Genomic DNA, 22539 nt, shown 5'->3' with positions numbered 1-22539 from the left:
CCCATCGCCTGATCCTTCTCCCTACGGGGCGAGGACTTTCCCGACATCACCCCACCAGCGGGAGTTCAGTGGCATGAACTACGCGTTCGATTTCGGCTGGCTGGCCGATTACTGGCCGGTACTGCTCAAGGGCATCGGCATCACCGTCGAGCTCACGCTGGTCGGCGGCGCGCTGGGGGTCAGCCTCGGCATCGCCTGCGCCTGGGCGCGGGCGCTCGGCCCCGGATGGCTCAAGCCCATCGTCGCGGCCTATGTGGAGATGATCCGCAACACGCCGTTCCTGATCCAGCTGTTCTTCATCTTCTTCGGCCTGCCGGCGCTCGGGCTGCGCATGGGGGAATTGCCGGCGGCCAACCTCGCCATGGTGATCAATCTCGGCGCCTATGGCTGCGAGATCATCCGCGCCGGTATCCAGGCGACGCCGCGCGGCCAGTTCGAGGCTGGCGCCAGCCTCGGCATGAGCCGCATCCAGACCTTCTGGTACGTCGTGCTGGTGCCGGCGCTGCAACGCATCTGGCCGGCGCTGTCGTCGCAGATCGTCATCGTCATGCTCGGCTCGGCGGCGGTGTCACAGATCGCGGCGGAGGATCTCACCTTCGCGGCGAACTTCATCCAGTCGCGCACCTTCCGCGCCTTCGAGACCTATTTCGCCGCGACGCTGATCTATCTGGCGCTGGCCATCGTGCTGCGCCAGCTGCTGCGCGGGCTCGGCTGGACGATCTTCCCACGGCGAACGGCACGGTGAGGAGACGGCGATGAACGATTTCACCACCTGGGACATCCTGCGCAACCTGCTGTTGGCGGCGCGCTGGACTGTCCTGCTCTCCATCGTCTCCTTCGTCGGCGGCAGCCTCGTCGGCGTGGCGCTCTTGTTCGCGCGCATCGGCAAGGGGCGGCTTGGGCCGGCCTTCGCCAAGACCTATATCGAGCTGTTCCAGGGCACGCCGCTGCTGATGCAGCTGTTCCTCGCCTTTTTCGGCCTCGGCCTGTTCGGCATCGACGTGCCGGCCTGGCTGGCGGCCGCCGTGGCGCTGATCCTGTGGACCGCCGCCTTCCTCGCCGAGATCTGGCGCGGCTGCGTCGAATCCGTCGCCAAGGGCCAGTGGGAGGCGTCGTCCTCGCTCGGCATGGGTTATCTGCAGCAGATGCGCTGGGTGATCCTGCCGCAGGCGCTGCGGGTGGCGGTGCCGCCCACCGTCGGCTTCTCGGTGCAGGTAGTGAAAGGCACGGCGCTTACCTCGATCATCGGCTTCGTGGAGCTCTCCAAGGCCGGAACCATGGTGACCAACGCCACCTTCGAGCCCTTCACCGTCTACGGCTTCGTGGCGCTGATCTATTTCTGCCTGTGCTGGCCTTTGTCCAAGTCTTCCCAGATCCTCGAGAGGAAGCTCAATGTCGCTCATCGAAATCACTGAGGTGAAGAAGCGCTTCGGCGACAACGAAGTGCTCAAGGGCATCAATATCGACGTCGAGCCGGGCGAGGTGATCGCCATCATCGGCAAGTCGGGCTCCGGCAAGTCGACGCTGCTGCGCTGCATCAACGGGCTGGAGACCATCGACGATGGCTCGATCTCGGTGGCCGGCGCGCAATTGCTGCCGGACGAGCTGCACCTGAAGGCGCTGCGGCTGAAGGTCGGGATGATCTTCCAGGGCTTCAACCTGTTCCCGCACCTCACCGCCGGGCGCAACGTCATGCTGTCGCAGATGGTGGTGAAGAAGACGCCGAAGGCCGAGGCCGAGGTGATGGCGAAGAAGATGCTGGAGCGGGTCGGGCTCGGCCACAAGTTCGATGCCTATCCGGACCAACTCTCCGGCGGCCAGCAGCAGCGCGTCGCCATCGCCCGAGCGCTCGCCATGCAGCCCATCGCCCTGCTCTGCGACGAGATCACCTCCGCCCTCGACCCGGAGCTGGTCAACGAGGTGCTCGCGGTGGTGAAGGAGCTCGCCTCCGAGGGCATGACGCTGCTCATGGTGACGCACGAGATGCGCTTCGCCCGCGACGTGTGCTCGCGCGTGGTGTTCATGCATCAGGGCCGGGTGCATGAGATCGGGCCGCCGGAAGAGGTGTTCGCCAATCCGAAGACGCCGGAGCTGAAGCAGTTCCTCGGCGTGACGCACTGAGGCGCGGCGCGCTTCCCAGGCGTCGCTTCCCAGGCGTCGCTTCCCAGGCTTCGCTTCCCAGGCGTCGCTTCCCAGGCGTCGCTTCCCAGGCTTCGCTTCCCAAGCGTCTCCCGCCATGGCACATCGGGCGCGATGAAAACCCGCCCGATGAAGCCGATCGCCTCCGACTGGACCGACGTGGTGCTGGTCTGCCGCAAATGCGCGAAGAAGCTCAAGAAGGGCTTCGGCGCGGAAGGCGGCGACCGCCTCGCGCCGGCGCTGCGCGGCGCCGTCGCCCATCGCGAAGGCGGCAAGCCGATGAAGAAGCCCCGGCGCAAGGGCGCCGGCGTGGCGGTGGTCGAGGTCGACTGCCTCGGCGTCTGCCCCAAGGGCGCCGCCGTCGTGGTGCCGGCCGGCGCGCCGGAGCGCTGGCGGCTGGTGCGGCGCGGCGACGACCTCGCCACGCTGCTCGACGAGATCGCCCCGCCGCGCGGCGCGTGAGGCTCAGCCGCCGGCCGCCTTCTCGGCGGCGATCTGCCTGGCGTTCAGCGCCCAGACCAGCACGGTCATGATGCTCACCCCGATGATGATCCCCACCAGCCGCTCCACCGGCGGGTCGAGCGTCGTCGGCGGCCCGGTCGATACCAGGGTGACGAGGTAGGCGATCGCCGACTGGGTGCCGATATAGGTCTGCGCCGATTTGGCGAGATGGATGCGCGCGCACAGGAACACGCCGAGGAACAGCATGGTCGCCCACCACCATTCCTCGGTGGCGTCGATGCCGATCACCGCCAGCCCGGCGGTACCGCCGATGATGCAGCCGATGATGCGCTGATAGCCGCGATGGCGGCTGGCCGCCGGGTCGGCATCGATGATGATCAGGCTGGAAATCAGCACCTGCGGCAATTGCGGCAGGTCGAAGAAGGTCCAGGCGAGGATGATCACCAGCGCACCCAGAGCGGCGGTATAGGACTGCTTCAGCGCGCTTTCCGGCGTGGTGGCGGTGGGCGCGGCGACGATATGGCCGAGCTCCCCCGCCCGCGGGCCGAGCGCCCAGTTCGCCAGCGTGCCGCAGGTGACGCCGATGACGATCTCGTAGCAGCGGTACCAGGCGAAGGAATACAGATCCTGCGGCTGTACCATGGTGTAGAGCATCACCAGCGCGAAGGTGAGCGCGCCGTAGAACCAGGCATAACCATAGGCGCTGCGCTGGCGGCCATAGGTGCCGATGCCGGCGGCGATCATCACCAGCGCCGCCTGCGGCAGTTGCAGCCCCTCCACCCACTGGCCGATGACATAGCCCAGCATGACGCCGATGAAGGTGCCGGCGATGCGCAGCACGCCCTTGGTGAACAGCTGGTCGCGGTCGACATTGGCGATGATCATCACCGAGAGCGCCGCCCAATAGGGATCGGCCAGCCCCATGGCGAGCGAGATATACACCGCCGCGAGAACGCCCGAGGCGGTGGCGAGGGCCTGCCGGGTGACGTCGTCCATCGCCCGGCCTCCCGGCTCAGAACCAGATCAGCGCGCGGGCATCGGCGCCGTAGAACAGAGCGAGATCGGCCGGCCAGTCGTCGAGCGTGATCTCGATGGGGAAGCGCCGCGGCAGCCGCACCCAATCGGTCGTCGGCTCGACATAGGGCACCACTTGCGGATTGTCCGGCGAGCGCGAGACGCCGGCGGCGATGCCGCTCACCCGGCCGTGATGCAGCACCCACGGATCGGAGCCGAGGGTGAGCCACACGCGCTGGCCGGTGCGGATGCGGGCGAGATGGCGCTCGGGGATGTTGGCGACCACGCGCGGGCGGCGATCCGTCACCACCGCCAGCACCTCGGTGCCGGTCTTCAGATAATCGCCCTGGCGGATGGTGAAGGGCGCGATGCGGCCGGGCTCCGGCGCCGCCACCGTGGTCTTGGAGAAATCGTACTGCGCCTTGTCGAAATCGGCCTTGGCCGCCGCGATGGTGGCGCCGGCCACCGTCACCCGCCGGCTCGACACCGCCAGCGCCGCCTGCGCGGTCTGCACATTGGCGGTGGCGGTGGCGACGTCGCGGGTGGCGACGTCGAGCGTCGCCTCGGGCGAGAAGCCTTCGGTCGACAGCGACTTCACCCGGCCGAGCTGAGCCTGCGCATTGGTCAGCACCGCCTGCGCCGCAGCGACCCCCGCCTGCGCCGAGCCGACCTCGTCCTTGGCCAGTTGCAGATCGGCTTCGGCCTGCTGCACCGCCGCCTGCGTCTGCTGCACTTTCAGCTGATAGGGGGTCTTCTCGATCTCGAACAGCAGTTGGCCGGCGGCAACCTTCTGGTTGTTCTGCACCGCCAGCGTCGAGACCGGCCCCTCGATCTCCGAGGAGATGACGATGATGTCGCTCATCACATAGGCATCGGCGGTATAGGCGAGAAAGCGGACGCTGACCTCGTAGGCGGCGAACAGCGCCAGCACGACGCCGATGATGAGCTTCACCGGATGGCGCAGCAGGGCAGTGAACATCAGGGAACGAATCTCCGGCGCCGGGGCGCCGGCATCATCGCGGCTTTGACGGCGAAGCTCAATCCGCCGCCGGCCCGCAACCCCACTCGCTCCGGCTCAGATCGGCGGATGCGGGATCGAAGCGAGCAATTCGCGGGTGTACTCGGCCTTGGGCGCTGCCATGATCGCCTCGGTCGCGCCCTCCTCGACGATGCGGCCGGTGCGCATCACGATCACCCGGTCGCACAGCATGCGCACCACTTCGAGGTCGTGGCTGACAAAGATGTAGCTCATGCCAAGCCGCTGCTTGAGGTCCTGCAGCAGGTTCAGCACCACCGCCTGCACGGAGACGTCGAGCGCCGCCGTCGGCTCGTCGAGGATGACGAGGTCCGGATCAGGCGCGATGGCGCGGGCGATGCCGACGCGCGCCTTCTGCCCGCCAGAAAGCTGGTGCGGAAAGCGGTCCAGCAGGTGCACCGGCAGACCGACGAGGCCGGCCAGTTCCTCCACCTTCGCCCGCAGCGCCTTGCCGGACAGGCCGGATCCCATCTGCATCAGCGGGTCGGCGATGGCGCGGGCGGCAGTGTAGCGCGGGTTGAGGCTGTCGGTCGGATCCTGGAACACCAGCTGGATGCGCGAGCGCCATTTCGAGCCGGCGAAGCGCTTGGCGGGAATGGCGGACAACTCCTCGCCCTTGAACACGATGCGCCCGGAGGTCGGGTCGACGAGGCGCATCAGCATCATCGAGGTGGTGGACTTGCCGCAGCCGGACTCACCGACAAGGCCGAGGCTTTCGCCGCGCGCCACCGAGAAGCTGATGCCGTCCACCGCGCGGAACGGATCGGCCGCCGCGCCCTTGATGCCGAACAGCCCGGCCATGCCCGAGGTCGGAGTCTGGCGCGGATATTCCTTCACTAGGTTCTCGACGATCAGAAGCGGCGTGCCGGCGCCCTCCACCGGCGCCGTCGGAGCCGGCGCGGCGGGCGCGGCATCCTCCGGCAAGAGGTCGCGCAGGGTGACGCCCTTGCGCGGCGTCGCCCGCATCAGCTTGCGGGTATAGGCGTGCTGCGGCGCGCGGAAGACTGCCTCGGCATTGGCGGTCTCCACCACCTTGCCCTTCTCCATCACCATCACCCGGTCGCAATAGGCGGCGGCCAGGCCGAGATCGTGGGTGATGAGGATGGTGGACATGTTGCGCTCGCGGGTGAGCTCGACCACGAGGTCCATCACCGCCTTCTGCGTCGTCACGTCGAGGCCGGTGGTGGGCTCGTCGGCGATCAAGAGCTGCGGTCGGCAGGCCAGCGCCAGTGCGATGACGATGCGCTGGCACATGCCGCCGGACAATTCGAACGGATAGGCGTGGTAGCGCTCCTCCGGCCGGGCGATGCGCACCGCCTTCAGGACCTCGATCGCCTTTTCCTTCGCGTCACCCGGCTGCGCCTGCACGTGCTCGATCAGCACATCCTCGATCTGCTTGCCGACCTTGCGGATCGGGTTCAGCGCCGCGCGCGGATTCTGGAAGATCATCGACATCTCCCGCCCGCGCAGCGCCCGCACCTGGCCCTCCGAGGCGGTCCCGATATCGACGCCGCCAAAGGAGATCGTCCCCTCGGCGATGCGCCCGGCACGGTCGAGGATGCGCATCACCGCGTAGGAGGTGACGGACTTGCCCGAGCCGGATTCGCCGACGATGCCGAGCGTCTCGCCCTTGGCCAGCGTCAGGTCCACCTGCTTCACCGCCTGGACGGTGCCGCGCCGGGTGGCGAACTCGACGGTGAGGTCGCGCACCTCCAGCAGGGGCGGCTGCATGTTGTTGACACCCGCAGACATGTTTCCCGCATGAATGTTCATCGTCGCCTCCCTCAGGTGCGCCGCTGCGGATCGACGAGGTCGCGCAGGCCATCGCCGAGCAGGTTGAAGCAGAACACCGCCAGCATCAGCGTCACGCCGGGAAAGAAGGCGATCCACCATTCGCCGGAGATGATGAAGGACGCACCCTCCGCCACCATGATCCCCCATTCCGGGGTGGGCGGGCGCACGCCGAGGCCGATGAAGGACAGCCCCGCCGCATTGAGGATGGCGTAGCCCATGGTGAGCGACACCTGCACCATCATGATCGGCAGTATGTTCGGCGCGATGTGGCCGAGCAGGATGCGCATCTCCGAATTGCCGGAGAGCCGCGCCGCCTGCACGAAGCCCGCCTCGCGGCGGATATTGGCCTCGGCGCGGGCGACGCGCACATAGAGCGGGAAGTTGATGATCGCGGTGGCGATGATGATGTTGGTCACGGTGTTGCCGAGCGCCGCCACGATGCCCATCGCCAGCACGAAAAGCGGAAAGGCCATGATGGTGTCGGAGACGCGGCCGACGATGCGGTCGGTCCAGCCGCCGAAATAGCCGGAGGCGATGCCGGCGAAGCCGCCGGCGACGAACACCAACGCCACCGAGGCGACGGCGATGATCATGTCGAGCCGGCTCGCCACCACCACGCGGGAGAAGATGTCCCGCCCGAGCTGGTCTGTACCGAACCAGTAGGTCGCCGACGGCGGCTGCAGCGCCGCCGAGGTGTTGCTCGCCAGCGGGTCGTGCGGCACCACATAAGGACCGATCAGCGCCGCCAAAGCGAATAGCGCGAACAGGCCGAAGGCGATTCCGGTGACCGGGTTCTCGGCGACGATGTGCCGGGCATGTGAGAACAGGCTGTCCTTCGGCGCGGCGTCGGTGGCGGCAAGGCTCATGGCGCCCTCCTCAGGCTTCGATGCGCACGCGCGGATCGACCAGCCCGTACAGGATGTCGATCGCGAGGTTCAGCAGCACGTACAGAATGGCCATGGCGAGCACGAAGCCCTGCACCGGCGCATAGTCGGAGGTGATCAGCGCCTCGATGGCGTAGGAGCCGATGCCCGGCCAGGCGAACACCTTCTCCACCAGCACATTGGCACCGAGCAGGAAGGAGAACACCATGCCGAGCGTGGTGATCACCGGCAGCAGCGCGTTGCGGAACGCATAGCCCATCACGACCTTGGAGGGCTTCAGCCCGCTCGCCCGCGCGGTCCGCACGAAGTCGGAAGCGAGCACGGACAGCATGGAAGCGCGGGTCATGCGGGCGATAGGCGCCAGCGAGAAGATGGCGAGCGTCACCGCCGGCAGCCAGATCTGCGACCAGGCGGCGCGGAACAGCTCGACATCGCCGGCGATCAGGCTGTCGATCAGGTAGAAGCCGGTCACCGTGTCGGGCGCGGAATAGATGAAGTCGAGCCGCCCCATCGGCGCCGGCGCCCAGCCGAGCTTGTAGTAGAACACATAGACCAGCAGCAGCCCGGTGAAGAACACCGGCAGTGATACGCCGGCGGTAGCGACGACGCGGCAGAGGTGATCGATCCACGAGCCCTGCCGCACCGCGGCGAGGATACCGAGCGGCACCGACACCGCCACCGAGAGGAGGAGGCCGAGCAGGGTCAACTCAGCTGAGGCCGGCAGCCGGGCCCGGATGTCCTCGAACACCGGCTGGCCGGTGGTCAGCGACATGCCGAGATTGCCAGTGGCGAGGTCCTTCACATAGGCGAGGAACTGCACTGGCAGCCGCTGGTCTAGGCCGAGCTTGGTCTTGATCTCGGCGATGGCCTGCGGGGTCGCCGCCGGCCCGGCGAAATAGGCGGCGGTGTCGCCGGGCAGCACCCGCGTCAGCAGGAAGGTGACGATGACGACGCCGATAAGGCTCGGCACGGCGGTGCCGAGGCGGCGGACGATCTGCTTGAGCACGCGCACCTCCCCCTGATCAAGGATTCCGCCCGACCGGCGGCGTGCCGGTCGGGTCGCTAGCCCGGCGTCACGCCTTGCGCAGCGTGCGGTAGTCGAGCTGCCGGTGGAACCAGTACTGATAGCCGGCGATCGACTTCTGCATGGCCACGTTGAGATAGGGCTGGAACAGCGGCACGCGCGGCATGTCGGCGAAGGCGAGGTCGATGAAGCCGGTGACGTCCTTGTCGTAGGCCGGCCAGTCGCCCGCTGCCGCCGTGGCGCGGGCGCCGTCGATCAGCTTGTCCATCTCGGCACTCTTGTAGCCCATGGTGTTGAACACCGCGTTCTGGCCGTGATAGGCCCAGAAGAAGAAGTATTCCGGGTAATCGAGCCAGCCCGAGAAGAAGTTGGCGATCAGCGGCATCTCCTTCTTGGTGATCTCGCCGCGCCAGTTGGCGCCCGGAATCTTGTTCAGCGTCACCTTGATGCCGATCTGGCCGAGGCTCTCCTGCACCAGCGTGCAGAGCGGCTCGTTCACCACCGCCGCGCCGAGGTCGAAGGACAGCGTGGTCTCGAAGCCCTCCGGATAGCCGGCCTTGGCCAGCAGTTCCTTCGCCTTGGCGATATCGGTGTTGTAGCCATGCGCCTGCGGCCACACCGGCTGGCTCACCTTGTTGGAGGCGGCGCCGTAGAGCGGCTTGCCGAGGCCGAACATCACCGCGTCCATGATCTTCTGGTAGGGAATGGCATAGGCCACCGCCTGGCGCACCTCGAGCTTGTCGAAGGGCGGCTTGGTGACGTTCATGCCGATATACTGCACGCCGTTGCTGACCGGGTTCGACACCACCTTCACCTTGCCGGCCTTGTCGAGCTCGACGAAGTCCTTCGCCGGCAAATCGAACGAGATGTCGGCATCGCCGCGCTCGATCAGCGCCCGCCGGTTGCCGGCGGAGGGCACCATGCGCCACACCACCCGCTTGATCGACGGCATCGGGCCGCAGGCCCAGCTCTCGTTGCGCTCGAAGATCACCTCGGTGCCGGAGGTCCACTTCGCCACCTTGTAGGCGCCGCCGCCGGCGGTGTTCTGCTTGGTGAACTCCATGCCCCATTTGTCCTGCTCGGTGGCCTTGGACTGCACCAGCTTGGAATTGAACACCGAGGGCACGATCACCGCGAGGTCCGGCATGGTCAGCCGGTCGGGGCGGATGAAGTCGACGCGGAAAGTGTGGTCGTCCACCACCACGAACTGTTCGGGCTTCTCCAGCGAGCCGGCCTTCATCTGGAAGGTCGGGAAGCCGCCCACCGAGACCGCGCGGTCGAAGGACCACTTCACGTCCTGCGCGGTGACCGGCGAGCCGTCATGGAAGGTGGCGTTCTTGCGCAGCTTGAAGGTGGCGGAATTGGCGGTGACGTCCCAGCTCTCGGCGAGCTCGGGTACCAGCTTGTTCTGGTCGTAGCTCACCGAGCCGTCCGCCAGCGTCTTGGTGCCGTAGCTCATCAGCCGGTCGTAGCAGTTCCACGCCACCTCATAGCCGGGGCGGTTGGTGCCGACGCCATGGATGTCGAGATTGTTCGGCCCGGCCTCGCTGACCAGCAGCAGCGTCTCGGCCCGTGCCGACTGCGCGCTTGCCGACGACCAGACGGCCGGCGCGGCGACGCCGGTGGCGGCCACGGAGGACAATACGGATGCGGACTTCAGGAATTCGCGACGATTCATGAGGCGAGGCTCCGAGGGATGACGCCGGGCGGCAGGCAATGACGAGCCGGCGGCGATGAACGGGCAACGGAAAGGGCGATTTCTGTACTCTCGGGACAATATTGTGCATGCAATTTTTGAATCTTGCGTGCTCAAATTGCTGTCACGGACGCTGAAATTCTGTGCTGTATGCGGATCGCGATTCATGCGATGAGTTTGTAGGACAGGGGAAACAACCTCTTCGAGCAGGCATATTCCCGCATGGCCGACGAACGGCAGACGCGCACCGAAAAGCTGGCCGGCGAGATCGCCGATGCCATCATCAACGGCTCGCTGGAACCCGGCACTCGCCTCGACGAGCACATGCTGGCCGCCCGCTACGGCACTTCGCGCACGCCGGTCCGAGAAGCGCTGCGCAAGCTCGCCACCACCGGGCTGATCGAGTTGCGCCCGCGCCGCGGCGCCATCGTCGCCGAGGTCACCTCCCAGCAGCTGGAAACGCTGTTCGTCGCCATGGGCGAGCTGGAGGCCACCTGCGCCCGGCTCTCCGCGCTCAGCATGACGCCGATCGAGCGGCGGCGGCTCGGCGCCCTCTATGACAGCATGGCCGACATGGTGGCGCGCGACGACGTCGAGGCCTATGCCGCCGCCAATAGCAATTTCCACACCCTGTTCTATGCCGGCTCGCACAACCCGGTGCTGGCGGAGATGACCGCGACACTGCGCCGGCGGCTGGCGCCGTTCCGCCACGCGCAGTTCCGTGCTCCCGGCCGGCTGGCGCTCTCCCATGCCGAGCACGGGGCGGTGATGCGGGCGGTGCTGACCGGCGACGCCTCCGCCGCCCATGCCGCCATGCTGCACCATGTCAGCCTGGTCGAGGATGCTTTCGAGCAGCTCGCCACCCCGCCCGCCGCCCGCTGGCAGGCGAACTGACGTCGCGTCGCAGGCAGGCGCCCACCCGCGCGCCCGTCACTGGGACAGCCCAAGATTTCAACAGGCTGCGCCGCTCGCCTCCAAAGGCTCATTCCGCCGGCGGGGAACATGCTCTAGCTTCGCGCTCGCCTTTCCGCCGCTTCAGGAGACGAGCCCATGCGCTTCTACGCCGCCGAGGAAATCGAGGCCGCCCTCGACTATCCCCGCCTGATCGCGGCCCTGCGCGAGGCCTTCGCCACGCATGACGAGGCGATGCCGGTGCGCGGCGCCTTCGACGTCGGCACCCCGGCCGCCCCCGGCCACCTGCTCACCATGCCGGCCTGGAAGCGTGGCGAGGCCATCGGCACCAAGCTGGTCACCGTGTTCCCCAACAATGCCGCGCACGGGCTTGGCGCGGTGGGCTCGCTCTATGTGCTGTTCGACGGCGTCACCGGCCAGCCGCGCGCGGTGATGGAGGGCGACGTGCTCACCAATCGCCGCACCGCCGCCGCCTCGGCGCTCGCCGCCTCCTGGCTGGCCCGCGCGGACAGCCGCACGCTGCTGATCGTCGGCACCGGCCATGTCGCGGCGCAGCTCGCCGCCGCGCATCGCGCGGTGCGGCCGATCGAGCGGGTGCTGGTGTGGGGGCGGCGCCGCGACAAGGCCGAGGTGCTCGCCGCCACCATCGGTGCCTGTGGCCTGGAGGCGCGGGCGGTCGACGACATCGCCGCCGCGCTCGGCGAGGCCGACATCGTCAGCTGCGCCACCACCTCGACGGCGCCGCTGGTCAAGGGAGCCGACGTGCGCCCGGGCACCCATATCGATCTGGTCGGCGCCTTCAACCCGGCGATGCGCGAGAGCGACGACGCGCTGGTGCAGCGCGCCGAGGTATTCGTCGATACGCGAGCGGGGGCATTGGCCGAGGCGGGCGACCTCTTGCAGCCGCTGAAAGCCGGACTGTGGTCGGCCGAGGCGCTGCGGGCCGACCTGCAAGACCTCGCGCTCGGCCGCCATCCCGGCCGTCGCACGGCGGAAGAGGTGACGCTGTTCAAGTCGGTGGGCGCGGCGCTGGAGGATCTCGCCGCCGCGCGTCTGGTGGTCGGGAGCTGATTCGCCTCAGTGGCGCGCGTTCAGCGGATGAACTCGATGGTATCGAGCGCGATCAGCTGGTTGCCCTGATAGTTGTTGTCGTGCAGACGGCACAGCATGAACCGGTCCGCCACTTCGATCGGTCCATAGGCGGTGACGGTGTCGCCGCTGCGCAGCTTGATAATCAAGGCGTGCTTGCGGTCGTCCTTGGCCACTTCCTTGAGCAGATCGCAGATGCTGCGGTCCGTGGTGCAGATGTTCATGGCGTTTCTCCCATAACGTCCACGCCGCTTCGGCCCGGTGGGTTCCAGCCGCACGACTTATTCTGGACATCAACCCGCCACGAACTATCCGGTTCCTTCTCGTCGCCGGCAAGCACTTTCTGCGCAAGCCTCTGTGAAGGCAAATCTTTCCGCAGCGGCAGGAAACGGGCGGCGAGATCAGCCCGCTACCTTCCGCGCCCGGCGCTTCCGCAGGACGGCGATGGCGACGAGCGCCACCACGATGATCGCCATCGAGAACACCGTCGTCACCGTGCCCAGCGCATAGAGCACCGGCGTGGTGACATTGGTGGTCATGCCGTAGATCTCCAGCGGCAGCGTGTTGAAGGTGCCGGCGGTCATCAGCGTGCGGGCGAACTCGTCATAGGAGAGCGTGAAGCCGAACAGGCCGACGCCGACCAGGCTCGGCAGGATGATCGGCAGCACCACATGCGCGAAGGTCTGCCACGACGTGGCGCCGAGGTCGCGCGCGGCTTCCTCGTAGGACGGGTTGAAGCGGTTGAACACCGCGAACATGATCAGGAGGCCGAATGGCAGCGTCCAGGTGAGATGCGCGCCGAAGGCCGACGAGTACCAGGCCGGGTTCAGCCCGAACACCTGGAAGGCGAGGCCGATGCCCAGCGAGATCAGGATCGAGGGCACGATCAGGCTGGCGATCGTCAGGTAGAATAGCGGGCCGGAGCCGAGGAAGCGGCGGCGAAAGGCGAGGCCGGCGAGCAGCGACACCACCACCGTCGCCAGCATGGTCATCAGCCCGAGGAGGAGCGAGCGGGTGAAGGCGCCGCCGAAATCGCCCACAGCCTGCTGCTCGAACAGGAGGTTCTTGAACCAGTGTACCGAGGAGCCGTTCATCGGGAAGGTGAGGCCGCCATTCGGGCCCTGGAACGACAGGATGAAGATCGTCGTCAGCGGGCCGTACAGGAACAGCACGAACAGCGCGAAGAAGGCCGTGAGGACGTAGAAACCGAGGCTGCGCTTTTCCGAGTTCATCGCGAGATCCTTCCCAGCCTCACAGTTCCTTGCGGATGTTGACGACGCGCAAGATGGCGCCGACCAGCATCAGCACGATGATCAGCAGGATCATCGCATTGGCCGCGGCGGCCGGGTATTGCAGCAGCGCGATCTGGTTCGCCATCATCAGGCCCACCGAGGCCGACTGGCCGCCGGACATGAAGCGCACGGTGATGAAGTCGCCCATCACCAGCGTGACGACGAAGATCGAGCCGATGGCAATGCCGGGCTTGGCCAGCGGGATGATGACGTTGGTGAGGATCTGCCAGCCATTGGCGCCGGCGTCGCGCGCCGCCTCGATCAGCGCCCGGTCGATGCGCATCAGCGTGTTGAAGATCGGCGTCACCATGAACAGCGTGTAGAGATGCACCATGGCGAGCACCACCGCGAAGTCGGAGAACAGCAGGAACTCCAGCGGCTGGTTTATGATCCCCATGCTCATCAGCGTCTGGTTCAACAGCCCGTTGCGGCCGAGGAACGGGATCCACGAGATCATGCGAATGATGTTCGAGGTCAGGAACGGGATGGTGCAGACGAGGAACAGCACCATCTGCATCGTCGTCGAGCGGATGTGGAAGGCGAGATAATAGGCCACCCAGAAGCCGATGAGCAGCGTCAGCGCCCACACGATCAGGGTGTATTTGAAGGTGTTGATGTAGGTGTTCCAGGTCACCGGCGAGGTGATCGTCTCCTCGTAATTGGTGAAGACGAAGGCCGGGAAGATCTGGATGGAATCATAGTCCCAGAAGCTCACCATCGCGATGGTGGCGATGGGCAGCACCAGAAAGGCCGCGAGGATCAGCGTCAGCGGCGTCGCCTGAAGATAGGGCGCGAGGCGTGAAAGCGTCATGCGGGCGTTCCGGTGGGGGACCTGAAGCCCTCTCCCCATGTGGAGAGGGTTGGGCGAGGGGAATGGCGATTACCAATCCCGGAGCCCCTCCCCTCGTCCCTCGCCGTCGAAATCGGATGCTTCCGATTTCGACCAGCGTGAGGCCGAACTCGGCAACTGCCGAGTCCGGCGCAAGGAGAAGGAGGGGCGCTCCGACTGGCTTCCGCCACTTTTTACGCGGCGATGAACTCGTTCCAGCGGCGGACCATGTAGCGGTCCTCGTCCATCACCGAGTTCCAGCAGGCCACCGCGCCCATGCGCTCCTTGAAGGAGCCGCCGTCGCGCACCGCGCCCGCCGTGTACATCACCTTGCCTTCCGGCGAGAGAATGTCGGCCTTGGCCGGCTGGCCGAGCATCCAGAACGCCCACTCGTCCGGCGTCATGTTCTTCTCGGCGGTGGAGAGCACGGCCGAATAGTAGCCCTGGCGGTTCAGATAGGCGCCGACCCAGCCGGAGAGGTACCAGTTGATGTACTCATAGGCGGCATCGAGTTGCGCGCCCTTCAGGTGCTTGGCCATGCCGAGGCCGCCGCCCCAGGCGCGGTAGCCCTCTTCCAGCGGCTGGTAGACGCAGGGGATGCCCTTGGAGCGCACCGCCGCCACCGCCGGCGACCACATGGACTGGATCACCACCTCGCCCGAGGCCATCAGGTTGACGCTCTCGTCGAAGGTCTTCCAGAAAGCGCGGAACTGGCCGGCCTTTTTGGTCTTGATCAGGAAATCGATGGTGGTGTCGATCTCCGCCTTGGTCATGTTGCCCTTGTCGCCATACTTGATGACGCCGGCGCTCTCGCAGATCATCGCCGCGTCCATGATGCCGATGGACGGGATGTTCAGTATCGAGGTCTTGCCCTTGAAGGCGGGATCGAGAATGTCCTTCCAATTCTTGATCGGCCGGCCGACGAGGTCGGGGCGAATGCCGAAGGTGTCGGCGTTGTAGATGGTGGGGATCAGCGTCATCCACTGGGTGGGCGCCTTGGCGAACGTCTTGGAGTCCGGCCCCTCGACGAAGCCGACGGTATTCGGCGCGGTACCCTGGGCGATCTTCGATTCCGGGGTGAGCTTGCCGGTGGTGAAGATCGGCACGATGTCGTCGTAATACTTGATCTTCTTCACGTCCATCGGCTGCAGCGTGCCGGCCGGGAACACCTTCTTGCAGATCCAGTATTCGATGTCGGCGATGTCGAAGGAGTTGGCCTGCGTCACCACGCGCTGCGATACCGCGTCGGAATCGAGCGCCGTCATCTGCAGGGTGATGCCGAGGTCCGCCTTACACTTCTCGGCGATGGCATTGATGTTCGACACGCCGGTACCGAACTGGCGCAGCGTGATCGGGTTCTGCGCCCAGATGGTCGGGAAGCCGGTGACGACGCCGGCGCCGGCGGCGAGGCCGCCCGCTGCGGCCGCCCCCTTGAGCAGCTGGCGGCGGCTGACGCCCTTGGAGGTGGTCTTCTTCGTCATGTCTGTCTCCCGATATGTCGTTTGGCCGCGGACCCCCGTCCGCTGGCCGTGTCTCTCTCAGGCGGAAGGCGAAGGCTTGAGCAGGTGGACGTCGTCCGGCGTCCAGGCGAGCGGCACCGCCTCGCCGAGGGACAGCGGATTGGCGAAGAAGGCGGATTCCGGCACCTGCACCGCGAAGTCGTCGACCCCGGGCGCCGAGAGCGCCACCTGCACCTTCTGGCCGTGATATTCGATGTTCTGCACGAGGCCGGTGAGCCCGCAGCCGGCGATCGACGGCTCGCCGATGCGGATGCGGTCGGTGCGCACGGCGATCTCCACCGGCGCACCGGGCTCAAGCCCCTCGCCGTCCGGCGCGGCGAAGGACGCGCCGCCCGGCACCTCGAAGGTGAACGCATCGCCCGCCTTGCCGGCGACGCGGCCGGCGATCACGTTGTGGTCGCCCATGAAGCGGGCGACGAAGGCGGTTGCCGGCCGGTTGAACACCTCGCGCGGCTCCGCCGCCTGCTCGATGCGCCCGCCATTCATCACCACCACCAGGTCGGAGAGCGCCATCGCCTCCTCCTGGCTATGGGTGACGTGGATGAAGGAGATGCCGAGCTGCAATTGCAGCTTCTTCAGCTCCTGCCGCACCTTGATCTTGAGGAACGGGTCGAGCGCGGAGAGCGGCTCGTCGAGCAGCAGCGCCTGCGGATCGGTGATCAACGCCCGCGCCAGCGCCACGCGCTGCTGCTGGCCGCCGGAGAGCTGCGCCGGCCGGCGCTCGGCGAGATGATCGAGCTGCACCAGCTTGAGCATCTCCATCGCCTTGGCGCGACGGGTCGGCTTGTCGACGCCTTTCATCTTCAGGCTGAAGGCGACGTTGTCGACGGTGTCGAGATGGGGAAACAGCGCATAGCTCTGGAACATCATCGCCGTGCCGCGCTTGGCCGGCGGCAGGTCGGTGACCACCGCCGGGCCGAGGCGAACGTCGCCCTGGGTGATGCTCTCATGGCCGGCGATCATGCGCAGCGTCGTGGTCTTGCCGCAGCCGGAGGGGCCGAGCAGGCAACAATAGGTACCCTTGGGAATCTTGAGCGACACCGCATCGACCGCCAGCGCCAGCCCATAGCGCTTGGTGACCTGGATCAGCTCGATGTCGGCGCCTTTGCTCATCTGGCCTGTCACCCTCGCCCGTCCGTCTCGGCGACCACCTTCGCAAGGCCTATGCCAGTTGTCGCGGGCGGCGCCGGACGGGAAAATCGCCCCGAAGATGATAGGTGGAGACGGGAAAGCCGCCAATCGGGCGCCCAGCTTTTGGGCATCGTGCGCGAGCGCTGGTCAAATCGGATACAATTTTACGAATAATCGAATCCAATCACGGAAAACCCGCCGTCCATTGGTCGAACTTACCGGCGAAGCCGTTGAGCCCGGTCGCCAAATCGGGGAACGTGACCAAAAGGCACCCGACAAGATGCCACCATCCGTCCCCATGGGAGATACGCCATGTTTCGCGCCACGCCTCGCGCCGCCTTTGGTGGCAAGTTCCGCACGCTTCTTGCCGCCGCCAGCGCCGCCGCTTTCGCCTTCGCCGCCGCTCCCTCGCTCGCGCAGGGCTTCCCGGAGCGTCCCGTCACCCTCGTCATCCCCTTCCCGGCCGGCGGCTCCACCGATCTCGTTGGGCGCCTCGTCGCCGAGCGCATGAGCGCCGAGCTCGGCCAGCCGGTCGTGGTCGAGAACAAGGGCGGCGCCGGCGGCAATCTCGGCGCGGCGCAGGTGGCGAAGGCCAATCCGGACGGCTACACCATCCTGATGGGCACGGTGGCCACCCACGCGCTCAACCCGGCGCTGTACAAGAAGATTCCCTACGACGCGGAAAAGAGCTTCGCGCCCATCTCGCTGCTGGTGGTGGTGCCGAACGTGCTCGTCGTGAACCCGGAATTCCCGGCCAAGACCGTTCCCGAGCTGGTCGAGCTGCTCAAGAAGGACCCGGACAAGTATAGCTACGCCTCTTCCGGCAACGGCACGCCGCTGCATCTCTCCGGCGAGCTGTTCAAGAGCCTGGCCGGCGTGCAGATGCAGCACATCCCCTATCAGGGCGCCGGCCCGGCACTGAACGACGTGCTGGCCAACCAGGTGCCGATCATGTTCGACAACCTGCCCTCCTCGGCCGGCCACATCAAGAGCGGCAAGCTGCGGGCGCTGGGCGTCACCACCGCCAAGCGCGCGCCGTCCTTCCCGGACGTCCCGGCCATCGCCGAGACCATTCCCGGCTACGAGACCTATACCTGGAACGCGCTGTTCGCCCCGGCCGGCACGCCGCCGGAAGTGGTCGCCAAGCTGAACGCCGCCGCCAACAAGTCGCTCTCTGACCCGAAGGTGCAGGCCCGCCTCGCCGATTTCAGCGCCACCGTCATCGGCTCGACGCCGGACGAGCTCGCCGCCCATGTGAAGGCCGAACTCGCCAAATGGGCGCCGATCGTCAAGGCTTCCGGCGCGCAGATCGACTGACGCCGCGCCTCCCCCCGCCAGCGCCATGCCCGGGCTCGTCCCGGGCATGTGCGTTTCCAGCGTTCAGAACACCGTGCCGTCGGCGTCGATGGCGATGGGCGGCGGTCCGCCTGCGCGCTTCTGCGCGGCGATCTGCCGCCCGGCCGCCCACGTGCCGCCCTGCAGCAGCTTGGCGAGCGGGAACGCGTCGGCGTCGAGCCCGAGCCGCTCGCGCACCTCCCCCGCGAGCCGGTCCATCAGCGCCACGGTAAGCGCCCGCCACTCGACGATCATCTCCGAGCCCACCGGGTGCTTCTGCGCGGGGTCGATGGGCTGACGCGGCACGATCAGCTCCAGATCCACCAACAGGCCGCCATTGCGGTATTCCGGCAGCGCGGTGAGTTCGTCGAGATCCACCACCGCGACGCCGGCGGCCTCGAACGGCTCGAGCAGCGAATAGGTCAGCCACTGCGAGAGCTTGTGGAACGGCACCAACCCGGCCGAGCGGTCCGGCACGGTGATCGCGCCGTGCCGGCCGACATCGCCCAGCACCACGCCGTCCACCACCAGCCCCGCCGGCCAGATCGCCGACAGCCCGTCGAGCAGCGCCTCCAGGATGCGCGCCGCCGGCAGCCGACCGACCTTGGCCTGCGGCAGCAGCGCGTCGATCAGCCCGCCCGGCCGCGTCGCCCCGTCGCCGAACAGGTCGGTACGCGCCGCCATCGCCTCACCGAGCCGGTTGAGCAGCGTCACCCGCCCCGGCACGCCCACCAGTGGGTTGTCGGCGGTCACCTGGAAATGCCGGGCCAGCGTCGCGGCGTCGAGCGCGATCAGCGCCGGCGCGTCGACGCGCAACGGCACCGCCGGGTCGGAAGAGAACGCGCCGGCCTGGAACATGTGCAGGCTGGCCACCGCCAGCCCTTCCGAACGGGTCACGGTGAGCCCGGTCGCGTCCTCATGGTAGCGCCAGGCGTCGCCGGCACCAGCGTCGAGCAGCACGCTCACCACCGCGAGATCGACCATGATCCGCGCGCGCTCCGGCGTGTCGACGCTGGTGAGCGTCCCGGCGAGCGCATCCCAGCGCGCCACCCCGCCGGCGTCGAAGTGTCGCCAGCGGCTGTGATAGGGGATGTCGAGCGTCGGATAGGCGCGGCGCGCCACCTCCGCCACATAATCCGCCACCGCGCCGAGCCGGGTTTCATCGACAGTGAAATACGGCGAGGCCCCCGCCAGCACGTGGTCCAGCACCATGTGACTACGGGCGCGCACGGCGTGGGGGGAACGCAAGGCGGCGAGTTCGGGCGGGATCATGCGTCGTCCTTCTCGGGAGTGGCCGGCGTCAGCGCTTGCGCACAAATTCCGTGCGCAGCACCAGGCCCTTGATGCTGTCGTGGCGGCAGTCGATCTCCTCCGGATTGTCGGTCAGGCGGATCGAGCGGATCACCGTGCCCTGCTTCAGCGTCTGGCCGGCGCCCTTCACCTTCAGGTCCTTGACGAGAACCACGGAATCCCCGTCCGCCAGCACGGTTCCGGAGGCGTCGCGCGCCGCGCTGGCCGCAGCGGCTTGCGCCTTCATCTCCGAGGATGGGCGCCATTCGCCGGTCGCCTCGTCATACACATAGTCTTCGTCGTCGCCGGCCATGTCCGCCTCTATCCTCGTGAAATCGCCCGCCCCACGCGAGCGCAAGGCGGACGATGAGATCGGGCCTATTCCTTCAGCCCGCGCCCCTGCGTCTCGTCATACTGGCTCTGGAAGCCGGCACCGTAATAGCCGGCCGAGACCTTGGCCTCCATCTCGACGCGGGCATCCTGCGGGATCAGCTCGTCGGGGATCGCCACCCGCTCGATCACCTTGATACCGGCGCGGTCGAGCGCGTTGAACTTCATGTCGCTCATCGAGGCGAAGCGGTCGATCTGGGTGATGCCCAGCCAGTGGAACACGTCCGGCATCAGTTCCTGGAAGCGCATGTCCTGCACACCGGCGACGCATTCGGTGCGCTTGAAATAGGTCTCCGGCAGGTCGCCGCCCTCCTGCCGCTTGCGTGCGTTGTAGACGAGGAACTTGGTCACCTCGCCGAGCGCCCGGCCTTCCTTGCGGTTGTAGACCACGAGGCCGGTGCCGCCCTTCTGCGCCATCTCCACGCACAATTCGATGCCATGGGCGAGATAGGGCCGGCAGGTGCAGATGTCGGAGGAGAACACGTCGGAGCCGTTGCACTCGTCATGCACGCGGCAGGCAATCGGGGTCACCCCGTCGCCGATCTTCGAGGGATCGCCGAACATGTAGAGCGTCATGCCGCCGATCGGCGGCAGGAACACCTTCAGGTCGCCACGTGTGACCAGTTCGGGGAACATGCCGCCGGTATATTCGAACAGCGCCCGGCGCAGCTGGCCCTCGCCCATGCCGAAGCGCTGGGCGATGCCGGGCAGGTACCAGACGGGATCGATCGCCGCCTTGGTGACGCGCACGTCGCCCTTGGGGCCGATGATGTCGCCGTCGATCTTCAGCCGTCCGGCGCGGATGGCGTCGCGGATCTCCGGCATGTCGATATGGGCGCGGGTGATGGCGATGGTCGGGCGCACGTCGACGCCCTCGGCGATGAGGTCGGCGAAGGCTTCGCCGACCATGTGGCCATAGGGATCGATGGAGACGATCTTGGTCGGGTCCGCCCATTGCGGGTGCGGTCCGATCAGGTCGGACGGCGCGGTATTGGTGAGGTCGGCCTTGAAGTCGGCCGGCAGTGCCCCGGCGGCGATGGCGAGCGCGCGATACACCGAGTAGCCGCCGCCATGCGTGCCGATGGCGTTGCGTCGCTTGGAATCGGTGAGGGTGGCGACCACCGGGCCGCGCTGGAGCGCCGTCGGCGCGCCCCAGTCGAGCACCGGCGCGCTCGCGGACACGCCGGTCGGCGCGCCATGGGAGGTGAGGACGATGTGATTGCGGGAACGACCGCCGGAACCGGTAGTGACGGACATGATGGGCTCGCTTCTCGCCCGGCCTTGGCGGCCGGTCCTCGGGAAGCACTGAATGTGAGCGCGTTATGTGACGTTCTGCAAGGGGGTAGGTGGCGGGAGGCGAAAATTTTCGGACGGACTGGTCCGAAATTTGTATCGGCGGAATGTATCGCCCTTCGCGTTTCCGCTAGCTTGTGGGACTCTGTCCCGCCTCCCACCCCGCCTTCAGCGAGCGTCCCATGACCACGACCGACACCGCGCCCGTCACCGCCCCGCCCTCCACCGTCGTGGTCGATCATCCGCTGATCCAGCACAAGCTGACGCTGATGCGCCGCTCGCGCACGCCGGCCAACGAGTTCCGGCTGCTCTTGCGCGAGATCAGCATGCTGCTCGCCTATGAGGTGACGCGCGACATGCCGCTGGAGATGACCGAGATCGAGACGCCGCTGACGACGATGCAGGCGCCGATCCTGTCCGGCAAGAAGCTCTGCCTCGTCTCCGTGCTGCGCGCCGGCGGCGGCATCCTCGAAGGCATGCTGGAAATCCTGCCCGCCGCCCGCGTCGGCCATGTCGGCCTCTACCGCGACCCGGTGTCGCTGCAGGCGGTGGAATATTATCTCAAGCTGCCGCGCGACATTTCCGAGCGCACCGCCATCGTGCTCGATCCGATGCTGGCCACCGGCAATTCGGCGGCGGCGGCGGTCGACCAGGTGAAGGCCGCCGGCTGCCAGTCGATCAAGTTCGTCTGCCTCATCGCCGCGCCGGAAGGGCTGAAGGTGTTCCACGAGGCGCATCCCGACGTGCCGGTCTACACGGCGGCGGTTGACAGCCATCTCAACGACCACGGCTATATCGTGCCGGGTATCGGCGACGCCGGAGACCGCATCTTCGGCACCAAGTGAACGCTCCAGAGCGAGGGAACCATGCAGCGCGTGACCGTGACCATCGACGACGCGCTGCTCGCCGCCCTCGACGCCCATGCCGCGCGACGCGGTTATGAGAACCGCTCCGAGGCGATCCGCGATGCGCTGCGCACCGCGCTCGGCATGGAGGAGGCGCCGGCGGCCGACGAGGACGCGAACAGGCAGCCCTGCATCGCCACGCTGAGCTATGTCTATGATCACGAGAAGCGCGAGCTGGCGCGCCGCCTCACCCAGGTGCAGCACGGGCATCACGATCTCACCGTCGCCTCGCTGCACGTACATCTCGACCACGGCACCTGCCTCGAGGTCTCGGTGCTGCGCGGGCCGGCGGATGAGGTGAAGCAGCTGGCCGACACCGTCGTCACCCAGCGCGGCGTGCGCTACGGCAATTTGCATCTGGTACCGGCCGGCGAGGAAGCGTCCGCGCAGGGGCACGGGCATGAGCATGGTCACGGGCACCCGCACGACCATGTTCACTCCCGGTGAAAAAGTCTTCGCGCTCGCAAAAAGCTGATTGACCCGCACTACCCCGGACGTATGCTG

The 22539-nt window shown here is 67.2% G+C and carries 23 protein-coding genes; 9 read left to right on the top strand and 14 right to left on the bottom strand.

Going from position 1 to position 22539, the window contains the following annotated elements; genetic code table 11:
* Positions 1 to 73 precede the first annotated feature (73 nt).
* The 4 genes from KHC28_RS25315 (at position 74) to KHC28_RS25300 (ending at position 2601) form a co-directional block, all read left to right on the top strand.
* Positions 74 to 745, top strand: a complete 672-nt coding sequence (locus KHC28_RS25315; protein ID WP_214011148.1) for an amino acid ABC transporter permease — start codon at positions 74 to 76, stop codon at positions 743 to 745.
* 10 nt (positions 746 to 755) lie between these two features.
* On the top strand, positions 756 to 1415 hold the full coding sequence (locus tag KHC28_RS25310) for an amino acid ABC transporter permease (RefSeq protein WP_214011147.1): 660 nt from the start codon (positions 756 to 758) through the stop codon (positions 1413 to 1415).
* A complete protein-coding gene (locus tag KHC28_RS25305; protein ID WP_214011146.1) occupies positions 1393 to 2121 on the top strand; it encodes an amino acid ABC transporter ATP-binding protein in 729 nt (242 codons plus the stop codon). The genes KHC28_RS25310 and KHC28_RS25305 overlap by 23 nt, the downstream gene beginning before the upstream one ends.
* Before the next feature lie 147 nt (positions 2122 to 2268).
* The gene (locus KHC28_RS25300) at positions 2269 to 2601 is read left to right on the top strand and encodes a (2Fe-2S) ferredoxin domain-containing protein (protein ID WP_214011145.1); all 333 of its coding nucleotides are present in this window, start codon (positions 2269 to 2271) and stop codon (positions 2599 to 2601) included.
* Positions 2602 to 2604: 3 nt separating this feature from the next.
* Here the strand turns inward: KHC28_RS25300 and KHC28_RS25295 are convergent, their stop codons facing one another.
* From KHC28_RS25295 to KHC28_RS25270, 6 genes are all read right to left on the bottom strand, one after another.
* Positions 2605 to 3597 carry an FUSC family protein gene (locus tag KHC28_RS25295; protein ID WP_214011144.1) on the bottom strand — a complete coding sequence of 331 codons (993 nt, stop codon included), beginning with the start codon at positions 3595 to 3597 and terminating at the stop codon, positions 2605 to 2607.
* A 16-nt stretch (positions 3598 to 3613) separates the two neighbouring features.
* Positions 3614 to 4594, bottom strand: coding sequence for an HlyD family secretion protein (locus tag KHC28_RS25290; protein ID WP_214011143.1), 981 nt, complete (start codon positions 4592 to 4594; stop codon positions 3614 to 3616).
* Between the two features lie 96 nt (positions 4595 to 4690).
* Entirely contained in the window at positions 4691 to 6382 is a 1692-nt protein-coding gene (locus KHC28_RS25285) for a dipeptide ABC transporter ATP-binding protein (RefSeq protein WP_214011142.1), read from the bottom strand.
* Positions 6383 to 6435: 53 nt separating this feature from the next.
* Entirely contained in the window at positions 6436 to 7311 is an 876-nt protein-coding gene (locus KHC28_RS25280; RefSeq protein WP_214011141.1) for an ABC transporter permease, read from the bottom strand.
* A gap of 10 nt (positions 7312 to 7321) precedes the next feature.
* Positions 7322 to 8335 carry an ABC transporter permease gene (locus tag KHC28_RS25275; RefSeq protein WP_214011140.1) on the bottom strand — a complete coding sequence of 338 codons (1014 nt, stop codon included), beginning with the start codon at positions 8333 to 8335 and terminating at the stop codon, positions 7322 to 7324.
* A gap of 67 nt (positions 8336 to 8402) precedes the next feature.
* Positions 8403 to 10031 (bottom strand): ABC transporter substrate-binding protein, encoded by a 1629-nt coding sequence (locus KHC28_RS25270; protein WP_214011139.1) that lies wholly within the window; start codon positions 10029 to 10031, stop codon positions 8403 to 8405.
* Positions 10032 to 10271: 240 nt separating this feature from the next.
* On the opposite strand from KHC28_RS25270, the gene KHC28_RS25265 reads away from it, so the two are divergent.
* Complete coding sequence (locus tag KHC28_RS25265; RefSeq protein WP_214011138.1) at positions 10272 to 10943, top strand: GntR family transcriptional regulator; 672 nt, start codon at positions 10272 to 10274, stop codon at positions 10941 to 10943.
* Between the two features lie 156 nt (positions 10944 to 11099).
* Entirely contained in the window at positions 11100 to 12032 is a 933-nt protein-coding gene (lhpI, locus tag KHC28_RS25260; protein WP_214011137.1) for a bifunctional Delta(1)-pyrroline-2-carboxylate/Delta(1)-piperideine-2-carboxylate reductase, read from the top strand.
* A gap of 20 nt (positions 12033 to 12052) precedes the next feature.
* Here lhpI and KHC28_RS25255 read toward each other — a convergent pair whose 3' ends face one another.
* From KHC28_RS25255 to KHC28_RS25235, 5 genes are all read right to left on the bottom strand, one after another.
* Entirely contained in the window at positions 12053 to 12274 is a 222-nt protein-coding gene (locus tag KHC28_RS25255; RefSeq protein ID WP_214011136.1) for a hypothetical protein, read from the bottom strand.
* 177 nt (positions 12275 to 12451) lie between these two features.
* A complete protein-coding gene (locus KHC28_RS25250) occupies positions 12452 to 13282 on the bottom strand; it encodes an ABC transporter permease (protein WP_214011135.1) in 831 nt (276 codons plus the stop codon).
* A gap of 19 nt (positions 13283 to 13301) precedes the next feature.
* The gene (locus KHC28_RS25245; protein ID WP_214011134.1) at positions 13302 to 14153 is read right to left on the bottom strand and encodes an ABC transporter permease; all 852 of its coding nucleotides are present in this window, start codon (positions 14151 to 14153) and stop codon (positions 13302 to 13304) included.
* 212 nt (positions 14154 to 14365) lie between these two features.
* Entirely contained in the window at positions 14366 to 15652 is a 1287-nt protein-coding gene (locus tag KHC28_RS25240) for an ABC transporter substrate-binding protein (RefSeq protein ID WP_214011133.1), read from the bottom strand.
* A gap of 57 nt (positions 15653 to 15709) precedes the next feature.
* A complete protein-coding gene (locus tag KHC28_RS25235; protein WP_214011132.1) occupies positions 15710 to 16804 on the bottom strand; it encodes an ABC transporter ATP-binding protein in 1095 nt (364 codons plus the stop codon).
* Between the two features lie 330 nt (positions 16805 to 17134).
* On the opposite strand from KHC28_RS25235, the gene KHC28_RS25230 reads away from it, so the two are divergent.
* On the top strand, positions 17135 to 18139 hold the full coding sequence (locus tag KHC28_RS25230) for a Bug family tripartite tricarboxylate transporter substrate binding protein (protein ID WP_214011131.1): 1005 nt from the start codon (positions 17135 to 17137) through the stop codon (positions 18137 to 18139).
* 63 nt (positions 18140 to 18202) lie between these two features.
* Here the strand turns inward: KHC28_RS25230 and KHC28_RS25225 are convergent, their stop codons facing one another.
* The 3 genes from KHC28_RS25225 to KHC28_RS25215 form a co-directional block, all read right to left on the bottom strand.
* Entirely contained in the window at positions 18203 to 19429 is a 1227-nt protein-coding gene (locus KHC28_RS25225; protein WP_214011130.1) for a URC4/urg3 family protein, read from the bottom strand.
* A 28-nt stretch (positions 19430 to 19457) separates the two neighbouring features.
* Positions 19458 to 19760 carry an alkylphosphonate utilization protein gene (locus KHC28_RS25220; protein ID WP_214011129.1) on the bottom strand — a complete coding sequence of 101 codons (303 nt, stop codon included), beginning with the start codon at positions 19758 to 19760 and terminating at the stop codon, positions 19458 to 19460.
* A 65-nt stretch (positions 19761 to 19825) separates the two neighbouring features.
* A complete protein-coding gene (locus KHC28_RS25215) occupies positions 19826 to 21094 on the bottom strand; it encodes a GTP cyclohydrolase II (RefSeq protein WP_214011128.1) in 1269 nt (422 codons plus the stop codon).
* Positions 21095 to 21312: 218 nt separating this feature from the next.
* Here KHC28_RS25215 and upp point away from each other — a divergent pair, with 218 nt between their 5' ends.
* On the top strand, positions 21313 to 21975 hold the full coding sequence (gene upp / locus KHC28_RS25210) for a uracil phosphoribosyltransferase (protein WP_214011127.1): 663 nt from the start codon (positions 21313 to 21315) through the stop codon (positions 21973 to 21975).
* Between the two features lie 21 nt (positions 21976 to 21996).
* Positions 21997 to 22482: a nickel-responsive transcriptional regulator NikR gene (gene nikR, locus KHC28_RS25205; RefSeq protein ID WP_214011126.1), complete on the top strand. Its 486-nt coding sequence runs from the start codon at positions 21997 to 21999 to the stop codon at positions 22480 to 22482.
* The last annotated feature ends 57 nt before the right edge of the window (positions 22483 to 22539 follow it).

This window comes from Ancylobacter sonchi (genome assembly GCF_018390695.1).
Taxonomy (GTDB): Bacteria; Pseudomonadota; Alphaproteobacteria; order Rhizobiales; family Xanthobacteraceae; genus Ancylobacter; species Ancylobacter sonchi.
This window is presented reverse-complemented; position numbering and strand designations above follow the sequence as displayed.

Bases quoted from the DNA above. Each gene is read 5' to 3' on its own strand.
- KHC28_RS25305 (WP_214011146.1), top strand. From the start codon at position 1,393: ATGTCGCTCATCGAAATCACTGAGGTGAAGAAGCGCTTCGGCGACAAC.
- KHC28_RS25310 (WP_214011147.1), top strand. From the start codon at position 756: ATGAACGATTTCACCACCTGGGACATCCTGCGCAACCTGCTGTTGGCG.
- KHC28_RS25230 (WP_214011131.1), top strand. From the start codon at position 17,135: ATGTTTCGCGCCACGCCTCGCGCCGCCTTTGGTGGCAAGTTCCGCACG.
- KHC28_RS25280 (WP_214011141.1), bottom strand. From the start codon at position 7,311: ATGAGCCTTGCCGCCACCGACGCCGCGCCGAAGGACAGCCTGTTCTCA.
- lhpI (WP_214011137.1), top strand. From the start codon at position 11,100: ATGCGCTTCTACGCCGCCGAGGAAATCGAGGCCGCCCTCGACTATCCC.
- nikR (WP_214011126.1), top strand. From the start codon at position 21,997: ATGCAGCGCGTGACCGTGACCATCGACGACGCGCTGCTCGCCGCCCTC.
- KHC28_RS25300 (WP_214011145.1), top strand. From the start codon at position 2,269: ATGAAGCCGATCGCCTCCGACTGGACCGACGTGGTGCTGGTCTGCCGC.
- KHC28_RS25295 (WP_214011144.1), bottom strand. From the start codon at position 3,597: ATGGACGACGTCACCCGGCAGGCCCTCGCCACCGCCTCGGGCGTTCTC.
- KHC28_RS25250 (WP_214011135.1), bottom strand. From the start codon at position 13,282: ATGAACTCGGAAAAGCGCAGCCTCGGTTTCTACGTCCTCACGGCCTTC.
- KHC28_RS25225 (WP_214011130.1), bottom strand. From the start codon at position 19,429: ATGATCCCGCCCGAACTCGCCGCCTTGCGTTCCCCCCACGCCGTGCGC.
- upp (WP_214011127.1), top strand. From the start codon at position 21,313: ATGACCACGACCGACACCGCGCCCGTCACCGCCCCGCCCTCCACCGTC.
- KHC28_RS25235 (WP_214011132.1), bottom strand. From the start codon at position 16,804: ATGAGCAAAGGCGCCGACATCGAGCTGATCCAGGTCACCAAGCGCTAT.
- KHC28_RS25265 (WP_214011138.1), top strand. From the start codon at position 10,272: ATGGCCGACGAACGGCAGACGCGCACCGAAAAGCTGGCCGGCGAGATC.
- KHC28_RS25240 (WP_214011133.1), bottom strand. From the start codon at position 15,652: ATGACGAAGAAGACCACCTCCAAGGGCGTCAGCCGCCGCCAGCTGCTC.
- KHC28_RS25220 (WP_214011129.1), bottom strand. From the start codon at position 19,760: ATGGCCGGCGACGACGAAGACTATGTGTATGACGAGGCGACCGGCGAA.
- KHC28_RS25255 (WP_214011136.1), bottom strand. From the start codon at position 12,274: ATGAACATCTGCACCACGGACCGCAGCATCTGCGATCTGCTCAAGGAA.
- KHC28_RS25290 (WP_214011143.1), bottom strand. From the start codon at position 4,594: ATGTTCACTGCCCTGCTGCGCCATCCGGTGAAGCTCATCATCGGCGTC.
- KHC28_RS25315 (WP_214011148.1), top strand. From the start codon at position 74: ATGAACTACGCGTTCGATTTCGGCTGGCTGGCCGATTACTGGCCGGTA.
- KHC28_RS25285 (WP_214011142.1), bottom strand. From the start codon at position 6,382: ATGCAGCCGCCCCTGCTGGAGGTGCGCGACCTCACCGTCGAGTTCGCC.
- KHC28_RS25245 (WP_214011134.1), bottom strand. From the start codon at position 14,153: ATGACGCTTTCACGCCTCGCGCCCTATCTTCAGGCGACGCCGCTGACG.
- KHC28_RS25215 (WP_214011128.1), bottom strand. From the start codon at position 21,094: ATGTCCGTCACTACCGGTTCCGGCGGTCGTTCCCGCAATCACATCGTC.
- KHC28_RS25270 (WP_214011139.1), bottom strand. From the start codon at position 10,031: ATGAATCGTCGCGAATTCCTGAAGTCCGCATCCGTATTGTCCTCCGTG.